Raw genomic sequence first — 19,088 nt, forward strand, 5'->3', positions numbered from 1 at the left:
CATCATCATCAAGACCACGCAGCGCTGCCCCCGCAGCCTGTTTCGCAATTCAAAGGGAGTGATCATGCAAACCACCATCCGTTCCGCCGGCACCGTGCCCGCCAACCGGCGTACACCGCTGGCCCGTTGCCTGGCGTTGTCGCTGGCCCTGCTGGCCAACGCCGCGCATGCGCAGGAAGTGCGCAAGGCCGCCGATGGCGTCACCGTGGTGCCCAGCGCCAAGGGCGCTGCGCCGGTGCGCCTGCAGGTGGTCGATAGCGGCATCATCCGCGTCAGCGCGGACCCGGACGGCGACTTCGCGCGCAGCCCCAGCCTGATGCGCGTGCCGGTGCAGGGCGACAGCGCGTTCCAGATGTCCGAGCAGGGCGACAGCGTGCAGCTGAAGACCGGCAAGGTCACTGCCAGCATCTCCACCGTCGATGGCCATGTCAGCTTTGCCGATGCCAACGGCAAGCCGGTGCTGTCGGAAGTGGCCGGCGGGCGCAGCTTTGCGCCGTTGAAGGTCGAGGGCAAGCAGTACCTGAGCGTGCGCCAGCGCTTCCAGTCGCCCGATGACGAAGCGCTGTACGGCTTCGGCCAGCACCAGCAGGGCTGGATGAACCAGAAAGGCCGCAACGTAGAGCTGCAGCAGAACAACATCGACATGGCGGTGCCGTACCTGGTGTCCAGCCGCAACTACGGCCTGCTGTGGGACAACAACTCGATCACCCGCCTGGGCGACCCGCGCGGCCTGCAGCCGCTGCCGAAAACGCTGCAGTTGTACGACGCCAAGGGCAAGGCCGGCGCGCTGACCGCACGCTATGCGATCAACGGCAAGCAAATCCTCGAACGCCGCGAGAGCGAGGTGAACTATCAGTACCTGAGCGATCTGCCCAAGTATCCGAAGAAAGCGATCACCAAGGACAAGAGCAGCCGCATGCAAGTGACCTGGGAGGGCGAGATCGAAGCGCTCACCGGTGGCGAACACACCTTCTCGCTGTATTCGAGCGAATACGCCAAGTTGTATGTGGACGGCAAGCTGGTGATCGACCGCTGGCGCCAGAACTGGAACCCGTGGAATCACGAATTCAAGCTCGATCTGGAACCGGGCACGCGCCACACCGTCAAGATCGAATGGGACCTGATCGACCCCAGCTACATCGCACTGCTGCACCGCGACCCGCTGCCGGCAGCCGAAGCCAAGGACCTGTCGTTGTGGTCCGAAGCCGGCCAGATGATCGACTACTACTTCGTCTCGGCCGATTCGTACGACCAAGCTGTTGCCGGTTACCGCGAGCTGACAGGCAAGTCGACGATGCTGCCCAAGTGGGCCTACGGCTTCTGGCAGAGCCGCGAACGCTACAAGAGCCAGGACGAGCTGGTGGGCGCGGTGGCCGAATACCGCAAGCGCAAGCTGTCGCTGGACAACATCGTGCTCGACTGGTCGTACTGGCCGGAAGATGCGTGGGGCTCGCACGATTTCGACAAGCAGCACTTCCCGGACCCGGACGGCATGGTCAAGGCCGTGCACGACATGCATGCGCAGATCATGATTTCGATCTGGCCCAAGTTCTATCCCACCACCGCCAACTACAAGGAACTGGACGCTGCCGGTTTCATGTTCAAGCGCAACGTGGAGGTCGGTGAGCTGGACTGGATCGGCAAGGGCTACAAGAACTCGTTCTACGACCCGTATTCGGAAAAGGCGCAGGCGATCTACTGGCGCCAGGTCAACGAAAAGCTCAACAGCAAGGGCTTCGATGCCTGGTGGATGGACGCCGACGAGCCGGACGTGCATTCGAATCTGGACATCGCCGAGCGCAAGGCACGCACCACGCCGAACGCGCTGGGCTCGTCCACCGAATACTTCAACTCCTACCCGTTGCCGCACACCCATGGCGTGTACGTGGGCGACCGTGCGGCCGACGACAAGCGCGTGTTCATCCTCTCGCGCAAGGGCTATGCCGGCACCCAGCGCAATGCGGTGGCGGTGTGGAGCGGGGACATCGTGTCGCGCTGGGACGACATGCGCGACCAGATCTCCGGTGGCGTGAACATGGCGCTGTCGGGCCTGCCCAACTGGACCTTCGACATCGGCGGCTTTGCGGTGGAGAAGCGTTACGAAGACCAGGATCCGGCCCACCTGCCGGAATGGCGCGAGCTCAATACGCGCTGGTTCCAGTTCGGTGCGTTCGTGCCGATCTTCCGTTCGCACGGCCAGTTCCCGTATCGCGAAATCTGGAACATCGCACCGGAAGGGACGCCGTTCTACGAGAGCATGGCTTACTACAACCGTTTGCGTTATGCGCTGTTGCCGTACATCTACAGCCTGGCCGGCGACACCTACCAGCACGATGGCGTGATCATGCGCGGCATGATGATGGACTTCCCGGATGACGCGAAGGTCCGCGACATCAACGACCAGTACCTGTTTGGGCCGGCCTTTCTGGTCGCACCGGTGACCCGTTTCGGCGCCACCTCGCGGCAGGTGTACCTGCCGGCCGGCAGCAGCTGGCTGGATTTCGCCACCGGCAAGCGTTACGAAGGTGGCCAGACCATCGAGGCGGCCGCGCCGATCGAACGCATGCCGCTGTTCGTGCGTGCCGGCTCCATCGTGCCGACCGGCCCGGTGCAGGAATACGTCGACCAGGTGCCGGATGCACCGCTCACCGTGGTGGTCTACACCGGCGCCGATGGCCAGTTCTCGCTGTATGAAGACGATGGCAAAGGCTACGGCTACGAGAAGGGCGAGTTCAGCCGCATCCCGCTGGTCTGGAACCAGGCCAAGGGCGAACTGAGCATCGGCAAGCGTGAAGGCAGCTGGACCGGCATGCAGGCCAAGCGCACCATCAACGTGCGCTTCGTCGACGGTCCGCGCGACGATGCCGGCGCGCTCGCGCCCAAGACCGACGCCAGCATCCAGTACGACGGCAAGCCGGTCAGCGTGTTGCAGCGCAAGATTGCGCCGGGCAAAGCGCGTCGTCGATGATCGCAGGCTGTCTTCAGTCGATGAGCACCCAGATGCCGGAACGCCGCAAGGCAGGCGCGCGCGGTTCCGGCCAGGCAGCATGGCGGTTGCCGTGCTGACCCGTCGCGAGCTGTGCAAGGCAACCGGGGCCGCCATCGCGGTCCTGGGCGCCATGCCGGCGGCTGCACCGGCCGCGCAGGCTTCGAAACAATCCGCGCCCCCGCCCGTCGCGGCAGAAGAGGCCCTGCAGCTGTGGTATCGCGAGCCGGCCAATGAATGGGTGGAAGCCTTGCCGGTCGGCAATGGCCGACTCGGTGCGATGGTGTGGGGCGGTATCGCCCACGAGCGCCTGCAGCTCAACGAGGACACGCTCTACGCTGGCGGACCCTACGATTCCGCCAGCCCTGAGGCACTGGCCGCGTTGCCGCAGGTGCGTGCGCTGATCTTCGCCGGGCGCTACGCAGAGGCCGAACAACTGGCCGATGCCAAGCTGCTCTCGCGTCCGCTGAAGCAGATGCCGTATCAACCGTTGGGCGATCTGCTGCTGGATTTCGATCGCGCCGACGGCATCAGCGACTATCGCCGTCAGCTCGATCTGGACACGGCTGTGGCCACCACCACGTTCCGCTCCGGCGGTGCGGTGCATCGGCGCGAGGTATTCGTCTGCGCGCAGGCACAATGCATCGTGGTGCGGCTGTCGTGCGACCGCCGTGGCGGCATTTCGTTGCGTGTGGGCATCGACAGCCCGCAAACCGGCGAGGTCGCCGCCGAGCAGGGCGGTTTGCTGTTCAGTGGTCGCAACGGCAGCTTCGCCGGCATCGAGGGCAAGCTGCGATTTGCCTTGCGGGTGCTGCCGCAGGTGCGCGGCGGCAAATTGAGCCAGGTGCGCGACCGTCTACGCATCGAGGCGGCCGACGAAGTGGTGTTGCTACTCAGCGCCGCGACCAGTTACCAACGCTTCGATGCGGTCGATGGCGATCCGCTCGCATTGACTGCCGCAAGCCTGCGCAAGGCTGCCAAGCGTGATTTTCCCGCGCTGTTGCGTGCACATGTGGCCGATCACCAACGCCTGTTCCGGCGCGTGGCGATCGACCTCGGCAGCAGCGATGCCATGCAGCTGCCCACCGACGAACGCGTGCAGCGGTTCGCGCAAGGCAATGATCCGGCATTGGCTGAGCTGTATCACCAATACGGACGCTACCTGCTGATCTGCAGCTCGCGGCCCGGCACCCAGCCGGCCAACCTGCAGGGCATCTGGAACGACCTGATGCAGCCGCCGTGGGAAAGCAAGTACACCATCAACATCAATACCGAGATGAACTACTGGCCCAGCGAGGCCTGCGCATTGCACGAATGCGTCGAACCGCTGGAAGCCATGCTGTTCGACCTCGCCCAGACCGGCGCGCATACCGCAAAGGCGCTCTACGATGCGCCGGGTTGGGTGGTGCACAACAATACCGATCTGTGGCGCCAGGCTGGCCCGATCGACGGTGCGCAGTGGAGCCTGTGGCCGATGGGCGGCGTGTGGCTGCTGCAGCAACTGTGGGACCGCTGGGATTACGGCCGCGACCGCGCGTACCTGGGCAAGATCTACCCGTTGTTCAAGGGCGCGGCGGAGTTCTTCGTTGCCACCTTGGTGCGCGACCCGCAGACCGGCGCGATGGTCACCAACCCCTCGATCTCGCCGGAAAACCAGCACCCGTTCGGCGCGGCGGTATGTGCCGGGCCGACCATGGATGCGCAGCTGTTGCGCGATTTGTTCGCGCAATGCATCGCCATGAGCACGTTGCTCGGCATCGATGCGGAGTTCGCCCAGCAATTGGTCGACTTGCGCAAGCAGTTGCCGCCCAACCGCATCGGCAAGGCGGGGCAGTTGCAGGAATGGCAGCAGGACTGGGACATGCAGGCACCGGAGATGCACCACCGCCATGTCTCGCATCTGTATGCCTTGCATCCTTCGAGTCAGATCAATCTGCGTGATACCCCGGAACTGGCTGCGGCCGCACGCCGCTCGCTGGAAATCCGTGGCGACAACGCCACCGGCTGGGGCATTGGCTGGCGGCTGAATCTGTGGGCACGGCTGGCCGACGGCGAGCACGCCTACCGCATCCTGCAACTGCTGATTTCGCCCGAGCGCACCTACCCGAACCTGTTCGACGCGCATCCGCCGTTCCAGATCGATGGCAACTTCGGCGGCACCGCTGGCATCACCGAGATGCTGCTGCAAAGCTGGGGCGGTAGCGTGTTCCTGCTGCCTGCCTTGCCCAAGGCCTGGTCGCGCGGCAGCGTGCGCGGTTTGCGCGTGCGTGGCGGCGCCAGCGTGGATCTGGAATGGGAGGGCGGTCGCTTGCAACAGGCACGCTTGCACAGCGATCGTGGCGGGCGCTATCAACTGTCCTACGCAGGGCAGACCCTGGACCTGGAACTGGGCGCAGGCCGCACCCGGCAGGTGGGACTCAACAACAACCGATTGGTGACGCAATGAGCTTGTACGTAGGACTGGATGTGGGAACGCAGAGCGTCAAGCTGGTGGCCTACGATCCGCAGGAGCGCGCCGTGGTCGCCACCATCGCCGCGCCCATGGAGCTGATCAGCCGCGACGATGGCACCCGCGAACAACAGGCGCAGTGGTGGATCGACGGCATCGTGCATTGCTTCGCGCAGCTCGATGGCGAACAGCGTGCGCGCGTGCGCGGCATCTCCGTCTCCGGCCAGCAACACGGCTTCGTGCCGGTGGCAGCCGACGGCAGCGTTACCGCGCCGGTCAAGCTGTGGTGCGACACCAGCACCGCGCTGGAATGCGACGAAATCATGGACGCCGTCGGCGGCGCCGCGGGCAGCGTGGCCGCGGCGGGCAACCCCATCATGGCCGGCTATACCGCTTCCAAATTGCCGTGGACGCGCAAGCATCGTCCCGAGGCGTATGCCGCGATGACCACGGTGATGCTGCCGCACGACTACATCAACTTCTGGCTCACTGGCGAGCGCTTTGCCGAAGTGGGCGATGCCTCCGGTACCGGCTGGCTGGACGTACGTACGCGGCAGTGGTCCGAGCGCATGCTGAGCGCAGTGGATGCCCAGCGCGACCTGCGCGATGCGTTGCCGCCGCTGGTGGAGACCGGCGCGGTCTACGCGTTGTCCGATGCCGCCGCCCGGGCATTGAATCTGCCCGCCGGTGTGCGCGTCACCACCGGCGGCGGCGACAACATGATGGCCGCCATCGGCACCGGCAACGTGGTGCCAGGGCGCCTGACCATGAGCCTGGGCACCAGCGGCACCTTGTTCGCCTATGCCGATCACCCGGTGGTGGACGATGAGGCGCGCTGGGCTGCGTTCTGCTCCTCCAGCGGCGGCTGGTTGCCCTTGATCTGCACGATGAACTGTACCGTCGCGACCGAGGCGGTGATGCGCATGTTCTCCATCACCCGCGAGCAGACCGAAGCGATGATCGCCGACACGCCGCCGGGCGCCGACGGCCTGGTGCTGCTGCCATTCTTCAACGGCGAGCGCACCCCGGATCTGCCGGCCGCGCGCGGCTGCCTGTTCGGCATGGATCTGCACAACACCACCGCCGCGCATTTCTATCGCGCCGCGATGGAAGGTGCCACCTACAGCCTGCGCAACGGCTTCGATGCCTTCGTTGCTGCCGGGTTGCAGTTCGATACCATCCTGCTCACCGGCGGCGGCAGCAAGAGCGCACAGTGGCGGCAGATGGTGGCCGACATCTTCAACCTGTCGGTCGTCGTGCCGACCCAGCCCGAAGGCGCTGCGTTCGGTGCCGCGCTCCAGGCATTGTGGGCCTGCGAGCGCGCCGACGGCGGCGATGCCGCATTGGCCGATGTGGTGCTGGAACACCTGCAGGTGGACGATGCGCTTGCCGCACAGCCCAACCCGCAGCGCGTGGCCCAGTATCAGCACCACTACCAGACCTTCCTCAAGCACCTGCATGTCGTCAGCCCGCTCTATGCCGGCTGATCGATAATTTTTCGACAACTCCCCCAGCAGCAAGGACTTCACACCCCATGAGCAACACCGTGTACATCGGCGCGAAAGAATATTTCCCCGGCATCGGCAAGATCGGTTTCGAAGGCCGCGATTCGGACAACCCGCTCGCATTCAAGGTCTACGACGCCAACAAGAAGATCGGCGACAAGACCATGGCCGAGCACCTGCGCTTTGCCGTGGCCTACTGGCACAGCTTCTGCGGCAATGGCGCCGATCCGTTCGGCCCGGGCACGCGTGCGTATCCGTGGGATGTGGGCACTACCGCGTTGAACCGTGCCGAAGCCAAGGCCGATGCAGCATTCGAGTTCTTCACCAAGCTCGGCGTGCCGTACTACTGCTTCCACGATATCGATCTGGCGCCGGATGCCGATGACATCGGCGAGTACGAAAAGAATCTCAAGCACATGGTGGGCATCGCCAAGCAGCGCCAGGCCGACACCGGCATCAAGCTGCTGTGGGGCACGGCCAACCTGTTCTCGCATCCGCGCTACATGAATGGTGCCTCGACCAACCCGGACTTCAACGTGGTGGCGCGTGCGGCGGTGCAGGTCAAGGCCGCGATCGATGCCACCGTTGAATTGGGCGGCGAAAACTACGTGTTCTGGGGCGGCCGCGAAGGCTATGCGTGCCTGCACAACACCCAGATGAAGCGCGAGCAGGACAACATGGCGCGCTTTCTGACCCTGGCACGCGACTACGGCCGCGCGATCGGCTTCAAGGGCAACTTCCTGATCGAGCCCAAGCCGATGGAGCCGATGAAGCACCAGTACGACTTCGACAGCGCCACGGTGATCGGCTTCCTGCGTCAGCATGGCCTGGATCAGGACTTCAAGCTCAACATCGAAGCCAACCACGCCACGCTGTCGGGCCACAGCTTCGAGCATGACCTGCAGGTGGCCTCCGATGCCGGCCTGCTCGGCAGCATCGATGCCAACCGCGGCAACCCGCAGAACGGCTGGGACACCGACCAGTTCCCGACCGACCTGTACGACACCGTCGGCGCGATGCTGGTGGTGCTGCGGCAGGGCGGGCTGGCACCGGGCGGCTTGAACTTCGATGCCAAGGTGCGGCGCGAATCGTCCGACCCGCAGGACCTGTTCCTGGCGCACATCGGCGGCATGGACGCGTTCGCGCGCGGGCTGGAAGTGGCCAACGCACTGCTGACGTCTTCGCCGCTGGAGCAATGGCGCGCCGAGCGTTACGCCAGCTTCGACAGCGGCGCGGGCGCTGACTTTGCCGCAGGCAAGACCACGCTGGCGGACCTGGCCAAGCATGCGGCCGGCAATGCGCCCCAGCAGATCAGCGGCCGCCAGGAAGCGTACGAAAACCTGATCAATCAGTATCTGACGCGTTGATGTCCCGTGGCCGGCGACGCACTGCGTCGCCGGCCGATGGCGGCCACCCCCGTGGACGCTCCCTTGCATGTTCCCAGGTGAATCCATGTCCAGTGTTTCCATTGACGGCGCCCCCGATGCCGGCGAGAACACCCGTTTCATCATCCTGATTAGTTGCGTGGCCACGATCGGTGGCTTCCTGTTCGGCTTCGACAGCGGCGTGATCAATGGCACCGTCGATGGCCTGAAACAGACCTTCCAGTCCACCGCCGCCGAGACCGGCTTCGAGGTCGCCTCGATGCTGCTGGGCTGCGCTATCGGCGCCTTCTTTGCCGGCCGTCTGGCCGACCGCTGGGGCCGCCGTGCGGTCCTGATCATTTCCGCGGCGCTGTTCCTGCTTTCGGCCATCGGCGCCGGCGCCTCGCACAGCTCTGCATTCTTCATCTTCGCCCGCGTGATGGGCGGCTTTGCGGTGGGCGCGGCCAGCGTCATTTCGCCGGCCTACATCGCCGAGGTCGCCTCCGCGCGTTACCGCGGGCGGCTCGCCACGATGCAGCAGATCGCCATCATCAGCGGGCTGTTCTGCGCATTTCTGAGCAACTACCTGCTGGCAAATGCCGCTGGTGCTTCCACCGAGCCGCTCTGGGCCGGGCAGGCGGCCTGGCGCTGGATGTTCTGGATGCAGGCGGTTCCCTCCATCCTGTTCCTGTTGCTGCTGTTGGTGATCCCGGAAAGCCCGCGCTACCTGGTGGTCAAGGGGCGCCGCGAGCAGGCGCTGGTGGTGCTCAAGCGTCTGTATGGAAACGCCGCCGCGCAGACCAAGTTGGGCGAGATTTCCGCCTCGATGGCGGCCGACCAGCACAAGCCCAAGTTCTCCGACCTGATCAACAAGGCCACCGGCAAGATCCGCCCCATCGTCTGGATCGGCATTGGCCTGGCGGTGTTCCAGCAGCTGGTGGGCATCAACGTGGTGTTCTACTACGGCGCGGTGTTGTGGCAGGCAGTGGGCTTCTCCGAGCAGGATGCGCTGTTGATCAACGTGCTTTCCGGCGGCCTCAGCATCGGTGCCTGCCTGGTCACCGTGATGCTGGTGGACAAGATCGGCCGCAAGCCGCTGTTGTGGATCGGCTCGACCGGTATGGCGGTCTCGCTGGCCTTGGTGACCTACGCGTTTGCCACCGCCTCGTTGGATCCCAACGGCAAGCTTGCGATGTCCGACGCCATGGGCATGCTCGCCCTGGTGGCGGCCAACGTCTACGTGGTGTTCTTCAACGCCTCGTGGGGCCCGGTGATGTGGGTGATGCTGGGCGAAATGTTCCCCAACCAGATCCGCGGCTCGGGCCTGGCCATTGCCGGTGCCGCGCAGTGGACCTCCAACTTCGCCATCACCGTCAGCTTCCCGATCCTGCTCGGCAGCATCGGGCTGGCCGGCGCCTACGGCATCTACACCGTCGCTGCCTTCATCTCGGTGTTCTTCGTGCTCAAGTACGTCTACGAGACCATGGGCAAGGAGTTGGAGCAGATGGAGGGCTGACGGCCTCTGTTATGCCCATATCGGCGTCAAAAACGAAGAAGGCCGCGCATTGCGCGGCCTTCTTGTAAGAGCGTATTGATCTGCTCGGCATGGTCACGTCGCCGCTGGGGAGGGGGGCATCCTTGTATAAGGCGCTTGTTGTCTGGGGCCGCACGGATCCGCTATCGACGCCACTCTCGCGATCTGTGCGCTTCGGCTATACGCGAAGTGCTAATTGGCTTCACACTAAGCAAAATTCGTCGAAGAACCAGGGAGTGGTTGCATGGCAGTTGTTAGAGAACTGGCGGAAGGGCTTCTCCTCAGTCTGGGCTATTGCGTCGTCTATCTACTTGTCTGGCACTTGTCTGTCGACCAGTGGTACCTGCCCGCTGGTTTGAGAGCGGCGTCTGTTCTATTCATGCCGTATCGTCGCTGGCCGTTTCTGCTAGCGGGAGATGCTGCCGCCATGCTTTGGTTGCGCATTCCCATGCTGGAGACAAGGGATTACGCGCCGATGTGGGCTTACCTGAGCCCCTTCCTGCTTGCACCGGCAGTTGCGCTTGCAGTGTCTGCGATTCGCCGGCACACGCCGAACGTGACGACCTGTAACGCAATTCTTCCGTTGATGGCGCTGTTGGCGTTATGGAGCACGCTTTGCGGAATGGCGCTGAATGCCACGCTTGGTGGTCCCGTCGCCAGTTCTCCCATGGAGATTCTGTTGCGCACATGGCTGGGGTCCTATCTCGGCATCTTGATATTTCTGTTACCTGGTCTGCTATGGCATCGGCGTAAAGAAAGCGACCCCCGCAGCAACCTGGTGCGCGACAGTACAATTGCAGGGTTGGCGATGGCAGCTTTGTTCTGTACTGCCAATGTCGTTCCCGAGCCGCTGCTGCGACAGGTCTTGATGGTGTCGCTGGTTGGGTAATCCCCCCACTTCTAGCGGTCGCCAGAAGTGGAGCTAAGCGGCCATCGCCAACTTCATGGCAGGCGTGATGCCGCCGAGCGCCATATTCGGACGCTCGTGGTTGTACGTCCATAGCCAGCGGGTGGCTTTGTCCTGCACCTGGTCGATGGTGTCGAACAGGATTTGGGCGAGCCAGGCGTAGCGGATGGTGCGGTTGTAGCGTTCAACGTAGGCGTTCTGCTGTGGCTTGCCCGGCTGGATGTGCTCGACCCGGATACCATGCCGCTGCGCCCAGGACAGCAACGCGCCACTGATGTATTCAGGGCCGTTGTCGCAGCGGATCACGGCGGGCTTGCCGCGCCACTCGATGATCTGCTCCAGCGATCGGATCACACGGGCTGACGGCAGCGACAGATCCACCTCGATCCCCAGCCCCTCGCGATTGAAGTCGTCGAGCACATTGAACAGCCGGAAGCTGCGGCCGTCGGCCAACTGGTCGTGCATGAAGTCCATCGACCAGACCTGGTTGATAGCCTCCGGCACCGCCAGAGGCTCGGGCCGCTCACGCACCAGCCGCTTCCTCGGCTTGATCCGCAGGTTCAACTCCAGCTCGCGGTAGATCCGGTAGACCCGCTTGTGATTCCAGCCAAAGCCCTTCACGTTGCGCAGGTACAGGTAGCACAGGCCAAAGCCCCAGTCGCGATGGGCGGTCGTCAGGCGGACCAGCCAGTCGGCGATCCGGGCGTTCTGCTCGCTGGCCTTGGCCTGGTAGCGGAAGCAGGTCTGGCTCACCGCGAAGGCCTGGCAGGCGTGGCGGATGTTCGTACGCCCGCTCGTGACTGCCGATTGGGCCATCTCGCGTCGCTGAGATGGCCTCACCATTTTTTTGCGAGCGCTTCCTTCAGCAGGTCGGTACTGAGCTGCGCCTCGGCGTACATCTTCTTGAGCCGGCGGTTCTCCTCCTCCAGCTCCTTCATGCGCGCGACCATGGACACGTCCATGCCGCCGAACTTGCTGCGCCACTTGTAGAACGTGGCCGAGCTGATGCCGTGCTCGCGGCACAGCTCCGGCACGGGCGCACCGGCCTGGGCCTGCTTGAGCACGGCGATGATCTGGCTGTCGGTAAAGCGGGACTTCTTCATGGAACCTCCTCGAGAAAGGATACGAGAAAATTCCACTTCTGGCGTCTGCTAATGGGCGGGGGGATTACCAAAGCGTCGGGGGGGAGGATTTGTCGAGTGATCTCACTGAGTTTTTGAGGCTGACATGTGTTTTAGAAAATATTCGATGAATGAATCGACTTGTCATCCTTCCACTCCAGCCAAGCATTAACCCGCGCTCAGCGCGCTTTGAGCATGCTGAAACCATTCAATCACCCGCCGATGATGAGGCTCGCCCCAACGACGTAAAAAAGTTGCTGGGTGTGATGGTCGCTGAGGTCGCGCAGGCTGGCGAGTCGTTGCGCGATGAAAGGACGGTCAGCTGCTAAGTGCAATCGACTTCGATGCAGTGGCGCCAGGCGATGTAGGTGTCGGGGATGGCGGGGACATCGTAAAGCTCTTGGGCAAGAGTGAACGTGAAGGCGTTGGCGGGCCGCGGCGAACTTGCTTTTGCGCGATAAATGTTACTTTATAACACTCAATTGCAGTGTTCGTCTGGTCACGCCGTGTCGCGTCTCTTACCGCAAAGTGTTGCTTGCCTTGTCATCATGCCGAACCTTCTTTGCTTCAATTGGCGCGGTGGCCGCGTCGATGCCCCGGGATTGGTCCGATGAGGCGGCGGCAGGTACTGTGCACCGTCGGCGCAGCCTTGGTGCTGTCGCCGGGCCTAGTCCATGCGCAGCCGCTCCCGCGGCTGCGGAGGTACAACCTGCAGCGCCAGGATGGCCGGCTGCGACTTCGATTTGCCTTGAGTACGCAAGTCGCCTATCGCAGTTTCACCTTGTCCGATCCAGCACGCTCGGTCATCGATCTGTCGGGCATTTCGGCGCAGCCACAGCAGATGGATCCAGTGCCCGAAGATCTTGCAGTCGCCGGCATCCGCAGCGGCCCGCACGGCGATGAGCTGCGCGTGGTGCTCGATCTGTTGCAACCGCTGACGGTCGCCGCGCCTTGGGAGGACAGCGTGCTGGTCTTCGAACTTGTGGCCGGCTCCGGCATTGTCTCGTTGTCCGCGGCCGATCCGGCTGTCGCTGCTGATGCATTCACACGCTCACGCCTGCATCCCTACGTGGTCGCGATCGACGCCGGCCACGACGGCAAGGATCCGGGCGCGGTCAGTGCCGATGCGCGTTACGAAAAACATGTGGCGATGGCGATCGCTGCGCGGCTGCATCAGCGTCTGGCGGCCGATACGCGTTACCGGCCGACCATGATCCGTAGCGACGACCGCTTCGTGCCACTGCACGAGCGCGTGTTGATCGCCCATCGCCACAATGCGGACCTGTTCGTCTCCATCCATGCCGATGCCGCACCAACGCGCCAGGCGCGCGGCGCCTCGGTGTTTGCGCTGTCGCAGACTGGCGCCAGCTCCGCACTGGCGCGTTGGATCGCCGATAGCGAAAACGCTGCCGACGACATGGGCGATACCGCGCGCCGGCTGCGCGTGCCGAGCAACCCGGTGCTGTCGCAGGTACTGGCCGACCTGTCGTTGAGCGGCACCATCGCCAGCAGTGTGGCATTGGGCACATTGATGTTGGAGCGCCTGCAGCAGGTGACGCGCCTGCATCAAGACCAGGTGGGGCAGGCCGGTTTTGCGGTGTTGAAGTCGCCGGACATTCCGTCGCTGCTGGTCGAAACCGGCTTCATGAGCAATCGCGACGATTGCAGCCGCCTGTGCAGCGATACGCATCAGGACGAACTCGCGCAGACATTGCATGCGGGAATCGACGACTACTTCGCTGCGTTTCCTGGCCGCGCCTGAGGCGCGGTCGTCACCTTTATCTTCGACGAGATCCCGATGTCCGCTACGCTTCCCGATGTTGCTGTGACCGAACCATCAGCGCTGAGCGCGCCCCTGCGATGGGTGGGCATGCAGGACATCGCCATTCCCGTGCAGTTGGAGACCGGTGGCAGCCAGCTTGCCGCGCGCGCCAGCGTGCAGGTCGATCTGCCGCGGGCCAAGTTGAAAGGCATCCACATGTCGCGGCTGTACCGCCTGCTGGATACGCATCTGCAGCAGCCACTGTCGCCGGCCATGCTCTCGCAGTTATTGCAGGCGCTGATCGACAGCCATGCCGATTGCGCAAGCCGCGCCGCTCGGCTGACGCTGCGCTTCGAGCTGATGCTGCGCACGCCGGCCTTGCGCAGTGAGGGGCTGAGCGGCTGGCGTGCCTATCCGGTGCACATCGCCGCGCAATGCAGGGCAGGGCGCACCACGGTCCAGCTCCAGGTGGAGGTGTTGTACGCCTCAACCTGCCCCTGTTCGGCAGCGTTGTCGCGGCAGCTGCTGGGCGATGCATTCGCGCAGCAACATGCCGGGCGCGATGCGCTGGCGCTGCACGATGTTGTGCAATGGCTGCAGGCCCACGGTTCCTACGCCACGCCGCATAGCCAACGCAGTGTGGCGCAGGTACGCGTTGAGCTGCCCGCCGATGCGCAGCGCTTGGCCATCCCGCAACTGGTCGGTCTGTGCGAGCAAGCGTTGGCGACGCCGGTGCAGGCTGCAGTCCGGCGTACCGACGAGCAGGCGTTTGCGCGCTTGAATGGCGCAAACCTAATGTATGTCGAAGACGCAGCGCGCCGTCTGCGCAAGGTGCTGGCGGAGCATTACGCAGTCTTTCATGTGGCGGTACGCCATCTGGAAAGCCTGCATGCCCACGATGCGGTCGCCGAAACCGGTAGCGAGGCGGCCGACACACATCCGTTTGCCGAATAACGGGCAACATGCATTCTCCTCCGCGCAGGATGGCGTCCTGGCGCCAGTGCATCAACAGACCCCGCGTCTGCCGGGTCGATGGCGATGGATGTGCACGACAGCGAGCGACACACGGCGCACGCAGGGTTCGGCGCTAACTTGCGTGTGCAAAGGCGTCGAGCAAGCCGGAGCCCAAATCCGGGTCGTCCATGCGGCGCTGGATCGTATGTTCGTCACTGGCGTGGCCGCCATGCGCCCGAAAATGGACTGTAGGAATGAACGCCACGTCCTCGCCCGCAGACGTCATGCCGACCGCTTTTGCTTTCTTCCCCAGGGCGGCCCAGGTTCGGACGCCTGCGGCTTGAAGCATGGGCTGCTGGATGCTTTTCCATTCCGACTGAGACGGGTGGGCGACGCCTGCGCGTGAGGCGTCAAGCGATGTTTTTATCCCCTCGGCCAGACCGCTGCGGTCATCTGCGGGAATGGTCAGCACGTGCCCATCGGCAATCCATACACCGCTTTCGGTGAGCGACATTGCTTGAAGGAGGATGTGTTCGCCGACCAGATAGGCAGTGGCAGTTTTCACTTTTGACCTCCGAAGGGGCATTCGTCGGTGATACCTGTCGGTGCGCATCGTGCGCCCGCGCTTGGCAGCGTCACCGGCTGGGCGTCCAAGCGGCCTCTGCCAGCGTGCCGCTGCGCACATGTGCATGGATAGCAAGCGTGCCGGCAGCGCTGCAGCGCGTTCGCTCTGCAAAACGGCACGTGCAAGGCGAGTGGCCACAACGCAAAAGCCCCGCATTGCGGGGCTCTGGCGTTTAGCAGTCAGACCGATCGTGGTGCTCCCTAGGGGACTCGAACCCCTGTTTTAGCCTTGAGAGGGCCACGTCCTAACCATTAGACGAAGGGAGCGCTTTTGTCACGTCTTGTGCAGCGCGCTAGTATAGTGAGGTAATAGCCGTTGGGCAATCCTGCAACACAAGACGGAAGCGCCATCATCGAACCCTCAGTTACATCTCCGTTCACGCTGCGCGTCATTCCACGCGACCAGCACACCATCTCGCGCAAGGACATCAGCCCCAACGCGTTACGCGTGTTGTACCGCCTGCGCGAATCGGGCTTTGGCGCCTATCTGGTCGGCGGCGCGGTGCGCGACCTGTTGGTCGGCGGCCATCCGAAGGACTTCGACGTGGCCACCGACGCGACGCCGGAAGAGGTCAAGGCACTGTTTCGCAACTGTCGTCTGATCGGCCGCCGTTTCCGTCTGGCCCATGTGGTGTTCGGTCGCGAAATCATCGAAGTGGCCACCTTCCGCGCCAACGTCGACGATGGCAGCGGTGACCGCGAACTCGATAACGGCCGGCTGGTGCGCGACAACGTTTACGGCACCATCGAAGACGACGCGATCCGTCGCGACTTCACCTGCAACGCGTTGTACTACGCCATCGAGGATTTCTCGGTGCGCGATTACTGCGGCGGCTTCGAAGACGTGCAGGCGCGCCTGATGAAGTTGATCGGCGACCCGCAGCTGCGCTACCAGGAAGATCCGGTGCGCATGCTGCGCGCGGTGCGTCTGGCGGCCAAGTTGAATTTCGACATCGAAGCCGGCACCGCCGAACCCATTCCGCGTCTGGCCGGGCTGCTGTCCGAAGCTGCGCCTGCGCGGTTGTTCGAAGAAATTCTCAAGCTGTTTTTGTCCGGGCACGGTGTGGCCAGTTTCGAAGGCCTGGAGCGCTATGGCTTGCTTGGCGCGCTGTTTCCCGAAAGCGCGGCGGCATTGAAGTCCAATCGCAGTGGTGCGTTGCGCGCCATGGTGCTGGAAGGCCTGCGCAATACCGATGCACGCGTGGCCAACGATGAGCCAGTGTCGCCGGCCTTCCTGTTTGCCTTGCTGCTGTGGCCGGCGTTCTGCCGCACCTTGATGGGTTTGCAGGCGCAAGGCGTGCAACCGGAAGATGCGCAGCGCCGTGCGGCCGATCGGGTCACCTTGCATCAGTTGGAGCGGGTCGCGTTGCCGCGCCGTTTCTCGCTGCCCATGCAGGAAATCTGGTTGCTGCAGACGCGCTTCTCCTCGCGTCAGCGCAAGCGGGTATTCCGTACCTTGTCGCATCCGCGCTTCCGCGCGGCGTTCGATTTCCTGGTGCTGCGTCAGTTCGCATCGCCCGATCACGCGGCCGATGTGGAGTTCTGGCGCGAGGCGCAGAAGTCGTCCGGTCAGGAGCTGGTGGATGCGATCGAATCGGCGCAGGCCGACCACGACGGCGATGAGGGCGCGCCGCGAAAGCGTCGCCGCCGGCGCCGTCGGACCGGCACGCCCGCAGGCGAGTAGGCATGCACACCGCCTTTGTCGGCCTGGGTGCCAACCTGGGCCAGGCCGAGGCCAGCGTGCGCGCGGCCATCGCCGCGCTGGGCGCCGTGCCGCAGACTAAGCTGATCGCCGCTTCGCGGCTGTATCGCACGCCAGCCTGGGGCCGCGAAGACCAACCCGATTTCATCAATGCCGTGGCCCAGCTGCGCACCGGTCTTGCGCCGCTGCCGCTGCTGGAGGCCTTGCTCGGCATCGAACAGGCGTTCGGTCGCGAGCGTCGCGCCGGCGAACGCTGGGGCCCGCGCACGCTGGACCTGGACCTGCTGCTGTACGCCGATCAGGTGATCGACCTGCCGCAGCTGCAGGTGCCGCATCCGCATCTGCACGCGCGCGCCTTCGCCCTGCTGCCGCTGTCGGAGCTGGCGCCGGAGGCGATCATTCCGGGGCATGGAACAGTGCGGCGCGCCCTGCACGCCATCGATACCTGCGGGCTGGAGCCGATTGGGTAGATAATGGCCGGCTTATCACCCCACGTAATGACTTCATGAGCAGCCACGCCGACAGCAAGCCCTGGACCGTGCCCGCCTTGGCGCAGGCCAAGCGCGAGGGTCGAAAACTGGTCATGTTGACCGCGTACGACGCCGGTTTCGCGCGCACCTTCGACGCCAATGGCGTGGACCTGATCCTGGTCGGCGATTCGCTCGGCATGGTCGTGCAAGGGCACGATTCCACCTTGCCGGTGACCACCGCCGACATGGTCTATCACACCGCCTCGGTGGCCCGTGCGCTCGATCGCGCCTTGCTGGTGGCCGACCTGTCGTTCCAGGCCGACGCCACCCCTGAGCGTGCGCTGGATGCCGCCACCCAGCTGCTGCAGGCCGGCGCGGAGATGGTCAAGATCGAAGGCGCCGGGCACAAGCTGGAGGTCATCCGTTACCTGGTCGAGCGCGAGATCCCGGTCTGCTCGCACCTGGGCCTGACCCCGCAATCGGTGCTGCGCTTCGGTGGCTACAAGGTGCAGGGCCGCGGCGAAGCCGGCGAGCAGTTGCGGCGTGACGCACAGGCCGTGGTCGATGCCGGTGCCTGCCTGGTGGTGCTGGAGTGCGTGCCGACACCGATCGCCACGCAGATCAGCGCCGACCTCGGCGTTCCCACCATCGGCATCGGTGCCGGCCCCGGTTGCGACGGCCAGGTGCTGGTGATGCACGACATGCTGGGCTTGGACAGCGGCCACCGCCGGCCCAAGTTCGTCAAGGATTTCCTGGCCGAAGGCGGCTCGGTGGCCGGCGCGGTGCGCGCCTATGCGCAGGCCGTGCGCGATGGCAGCTTCCCCGATGCAGAGCACGCGTACGCCGCATGATCCAGACCCTGACCGATCTTTCCGCATTGCGCGCCCTGGTCAATGGCTGGAAGCGCGAAGGCTTGCGCGTGGCGCTGGTGCCCACCATGGGCAACTTGCACGCCGGGCATTACTCGCTGGTGATGCTGGCGCGCCAGTACGCCGACCGCGTGGTGTCCAGCGTGTTCGTCAACCCGACCCAGTTCGGCCCGAATGAGGATTTCGCGCGCTACCCGCGCACGCCCGAGGCCGACCTGCGCGGCCTGGAAGACGCCGGCTGCGATGCGCTGTGGCTGCCGGACGTGGACACCATGTACCCGCTCGGCACCGCGCTGGCCACGCCGATCCACGCGCCAGGCGTCAGCGATGTGCTGGAAGGCGAGTGCCGGCCAGGGCATTTCGATGGCGTGTGCACCGTGGTGGCGCGCTTGTTCAACCAGGTGCAGCCGGACGTGGCCGCCTTCGGCAAGAAGGATTACCAGCAGTTGGCGGTGATCCGTCAAATGGTGGCGGACCTGGCGTTTCCGATCGAAATTGTGGGCGGCAGCATCGTGCGCGAGGCCGATGGCCTGGCGATGAGCTCGCGCAATCAGTATCTGTCGGCCGAAGAGCGCCCCACCTCGACCACGATCCGCAAGGTGCTGCTGCAGATGCGCGACAGCTGTGCCGCCGGCACACCGCGTGCGCAGGTGGAAGATGCGGCGAGCCAAACGCTGGAACAGGCCGGATTCCGGGTCGATTACGCGGTGGTGCGGCTGCCCGACCTGAGCGAGCCGGGCGACAACCACGCCGGCGCACGCGTGGCCTTGGTCGCGGCCCGCCTGGGCAATACGCGTCTGATCGACAACCTTGAATTCTGAGCGGGACAACCGCTGCATGG

14 protein-coding genes, 1 tRNA gene and 1 pseudogene are annotated in these 19,088 nt (G+C 64.4%); 13 read left to right on the top strand and 3 right to left on the bottom strand.

Annotation, left to right across the window (positions count from 1 at the left end; genetic code table 11):
• Positions 1 to 64: 64 nt before the first annotated feature.
• The 6 genes and pseudogenes from ACCQ00_RS09105 to ACCQ00_RS09130 all read left to right on the top strand — a co-directional run.
• Positions 65 to 2,968, top strand: coding sequence for a TIM-barrel domain-containing protein (locus tag ACCQ00_RS09105; RefSeq protein WP_372354111.1), 2,904 nt, complete (start codon positions 65 to 67; stop codon positions 2,966 to 2,968).
• Between the two features lie 79 nt (positions 2,969 to 3,047).
• On the top strand, positions 3,048 to 5,432 hold the full coding sequence (locus ACCQ00_RS09110) for a glycoside hydrolase family 95 protein (RefSeq protein WP_372354112.1): 2,385 nt from the start codon (positions 3,048 to 3,050) through the stop codon (positions 5,430 to 5,432).
• A complete protein-coding gene (gene xylB / locus ACCQ00_RS09115) occupies positions 5,429 to 6,922 on the top strand; it encodes a xylulokinase (protein WP_039570144.1) in 1,494 nt (497 codons plus the stop codon). Before ACCQ00_RS09110 ends, xylB begins: the two co-directional genes overlap by 4 nt.
• Positions 6,923 to 6,969: 47 nt before the next feature.
• The gene (gene xylA, locus ACCQ00_RS09120) at positions 6,970 to 8,307 is read left to right on the top strand and encodes a xylose isomerase (protein ID WP_017165529.1); all 1,338 of its coding nucleotides are present in this window, start codon (positions 6,970 to 6,972) and stop codon (positions 8,305 to 8,307) included.
• 85 nt (positions 8,308 to 8,392) lie between these two features.
• The gene (locus tag ACCQ00_RS09125; RefSeq protein WP_039584356.1) at positions 8,393 to 9,820 is read left to right on the top strand and encodes a sugar porter family MFS transporter; all 1,428 of its coding nucleotides are present in this window, start codon (positions 8,393 to 8,395) and stop codon (positions 9,818 to 9,820) included.
• A gap of 262 nt (positions 9,821 to 10,082) precedes the next feature.
• A pseudogene (locus tag ACCQ00_RS09130) lies at positions 10,083 to 10,724 on the top strand (MASE1 domain-containing protein); the annotation flags it as partial.
• A 36-nt stretch (positions 10,725 to 10,760) separates the two neighbouring features.
• Here ACCQ00_RS09130 and ACCQ00_RS09135 read toward each other — a convergent pair.
• Positions 10,761 to 11,848 (bottom strand): IS3-like element ISXac2 family transposase gene (locus ACCQ00_RS09135; protein WP_503291423.1). Its coding sequence is split into 2 segments (ribosomal slippage): positions 10,761 to 11,596 and positions 11,596 to 11,848, totalling 1,089 coding nucleotides; the frame shifts between segments, so codons are not numbered across the junction.
• A gap of 149 nt (positions 11,849 to 11,997) precedes the next feature.
• On the opposite strand from ACCQ00_RS09135, the gene ACCQ00_RS09140 reads away from it, so the two are divergent.
• The 3 genes from ACCQ00_RS09140 (at position 11,998) to folE2 (ending at position 14,582) form a co-directional block, all read left to right on the top strand.
• Entirely contained in the window at positions 11,998 to 12,195 is a 198-nt protein-coding gene (locus ACCQ00_RS09140) for a hypothetical protein (RefSeq protein WP_162488826.1), read from the top strand.
• Between the two features lie 281 nt (positions 12,196 to 12,476).
• Complete coding sequence (locus tag ACCQ00_RS09145) at positions 12,477 to 13,628, top strand: N-acetylmuramoyl-L-alanine amidase (RefSeq protein WP_039574798.1); 1,152 nt, start codon at positions 12,477 to 12,479, stop codon at positions 13,626 to 13,628.
• 36 nt (positions 13,629 to 13,664) lie between these two features.
• Entirely contained in the window at positions 13,665 to 14,582 is a 918-nt protein-coding gene (gene folE2, locus ACCQ00_RS09150) for a GTP cyclohydrolase FolE2 (protein WP_039574800.1), read from the top strand.
• Positions 14,583 to 14,715: 133 nt separating this feature from the next.
• On the opposite strand, the gene ACCQ00_RS09155 is transcribed toward folE2, so the two are convergent.
• A complete protein-coding gene (locus tag ACCQ00_RS09155; protein WP_039574810.1) occupies positions 14,716 to 15,096 on the bottom strand; it encodes a hypothetical protein in 381 nt (126 codons plus the stop codon).
• Positions 15,097 to 15,398: 302 nt separating this feature from the next.
• Positions 15,399 to 15,473: transfer RNA gene (locus ACCQ00_RS09160), tRNA-Glu, on the bottom strand.
• A 49-nt stretch (positions 15,474 to 15,522) separates the two neighbouring features.
• Between ACCQ00_RS09160 and pcnB the strand changes: the two genes are divergently transcribed.
• Genes pcnB through panC form a run of 4 tightly spaced genes read left to right on the top strand, consistent with a single transcriptional unit; the run spans position 15,523 to position 19,068 of the window.
• On the top strand, positions 15,523 to 16,890 hold the full coding sequence (pcnB, locus tag ACCQ00_RS09165) for a polynucleotide adenylyltransferase PcnB (protein ID WP_017158626.1): 1,368 nt from the start codon (positions 15,523 to 15,525) through the stop codon (positions 16,888 to 16,890).
• A gap of 2 nt (positions 16,891 to 16,892) precedes the next feature.
• Complete coding sequence (gene folK / locus ACCQ00_RS09170) at positions 16,893 to 17,378, top strand: 2-amino-4-hydroxy-6-hydroxymethyldihydropteridine diphosphokinase (RefSeq protein ID WP_039574802.1); 486 nt, start codon at positions 16,893 to 16,895, stop codon at positions 17,376 to 17,378.
• A gap of 35 nt (positions 17,379 to 17,413) precedes the next feature.
• Entirely contained in the window at positions 17,414 to 18,229 is an 816-nt protein-coding gene (gene panB, locus ACCQ00_RS09175; protein ID WP_039574804.1) for a 3-methyl-2-oxobutanoate hydroxymethyltransferase, read from the top strand.
• Entirely contained in the window at positions 18,226 to 19,068 is an 843-nt protein-coding gene (gene panC, locus ACCQ00_RS09180; RefSeq protein ID WP_039574806.1) for a pantoate--beta-alanine ligase, read from the top strand. Before panB ends, panC begins: the two co-directional genes overlap by 4 nt.
• Positions 19,069 to 19,088 lie beyond the last annotated feature (20 nt).

Source organism: Xanthomonas sp. NCPPB 3761, from assembly GCF_041475705.2.
GTDB lineage: Bacteria > Pseudomonadota > Gammaproteobacteria > Xanthomonadales > Xanthomonadaceae > Xanthomonas > Xanthomonas phaseoli.

Excerpts from the sequence above, each read along its gene's own strand:
- ACCQ00_RS09105 (WP_372354111.1), top strand. The coding sequence starts at position 65 with ATGCAAACCACCATCCGTTCCGCCGGCACCGTGCCCGCCAACCGGCGT.
- folE2 (WP_039574800.1), top strand. The coding sequence starts at position 13,665 with ATGTCCGCTACGCTTCCCGATGTTGCTGTGACCGAACCATCAGCGCTG.
- ACCQ00_RS09155 (WP_039574810.1), bottom strand. The coding sequence starts at position 15,096 with ATGTCGCTCACCGAAAGCGGTGTATGGATTGCCGATGGGCACGTGCTG.
- ACCQ00_RS09110 (WP_372354112.1), top strand. The coding sequence starts at position 3,048 with ATGGCGGTTGCCGTGCTGACCCGTCGCGAGCTGTGCAAGGCAACCGGG.
- panB (WP_039574804.1), top strand. The coding sequence starts at position 17,414 with ATGAGCAGCCACGCCGACAGCAAGCCCTGGACCGTGCCCGCCTTGGCG.
- ACCQ00_RS09125 (WP_039584356.1), top strand. The coding sequence starts at position 8,393 with ATGTCCAGTGTTTCCATTGACGGCGCCCCCGATGCCGGCGAGAACACC.
- xylB (WP_039570144.1), top strand. The coding sequence starts at position 5,429 with ATGAGCTTGTACGTAGGACTGGATGTGGGAACGCAGAGCGTCAAGCTG.
- folK (WP_039574802.1), top strand. The coding sequence starts at position 16,893 with ATGCACACCGCCTTTGTCGGCCTGGGTGCCAACCTGGGCCAGGCCGAG.
- panC (WP_039574806.1), top strand. The coding sequence starts at position 18,226 with ATGATCCAGACCCTGACCGATCTTTCCGCATTGCGCGCCCTGGTCAAT.
- xylA (WP_017165529.1), top strand. The coding sequence starts at position 6,970 with ATGAGCAACACCGTGTACATCGGCGCGAAAGAATATTTCCCCGGCATC.
- ACCQ00_RS09145 (WP_039574798.1), top strand. The coding sequence starts at position 12,477 with ATGAGGCGGCGGCAGGTACTGTGCACCGTCGGCGCAGCCTTGGTGCTG.
- ACCQ00_RS09140 (WP_162488826.1), top strand. The coding sequence starts at position 11,998 with ATGAATCGACTTGTCATCCTTCCACTCCAGCCAAGCATTAACCCGCGC.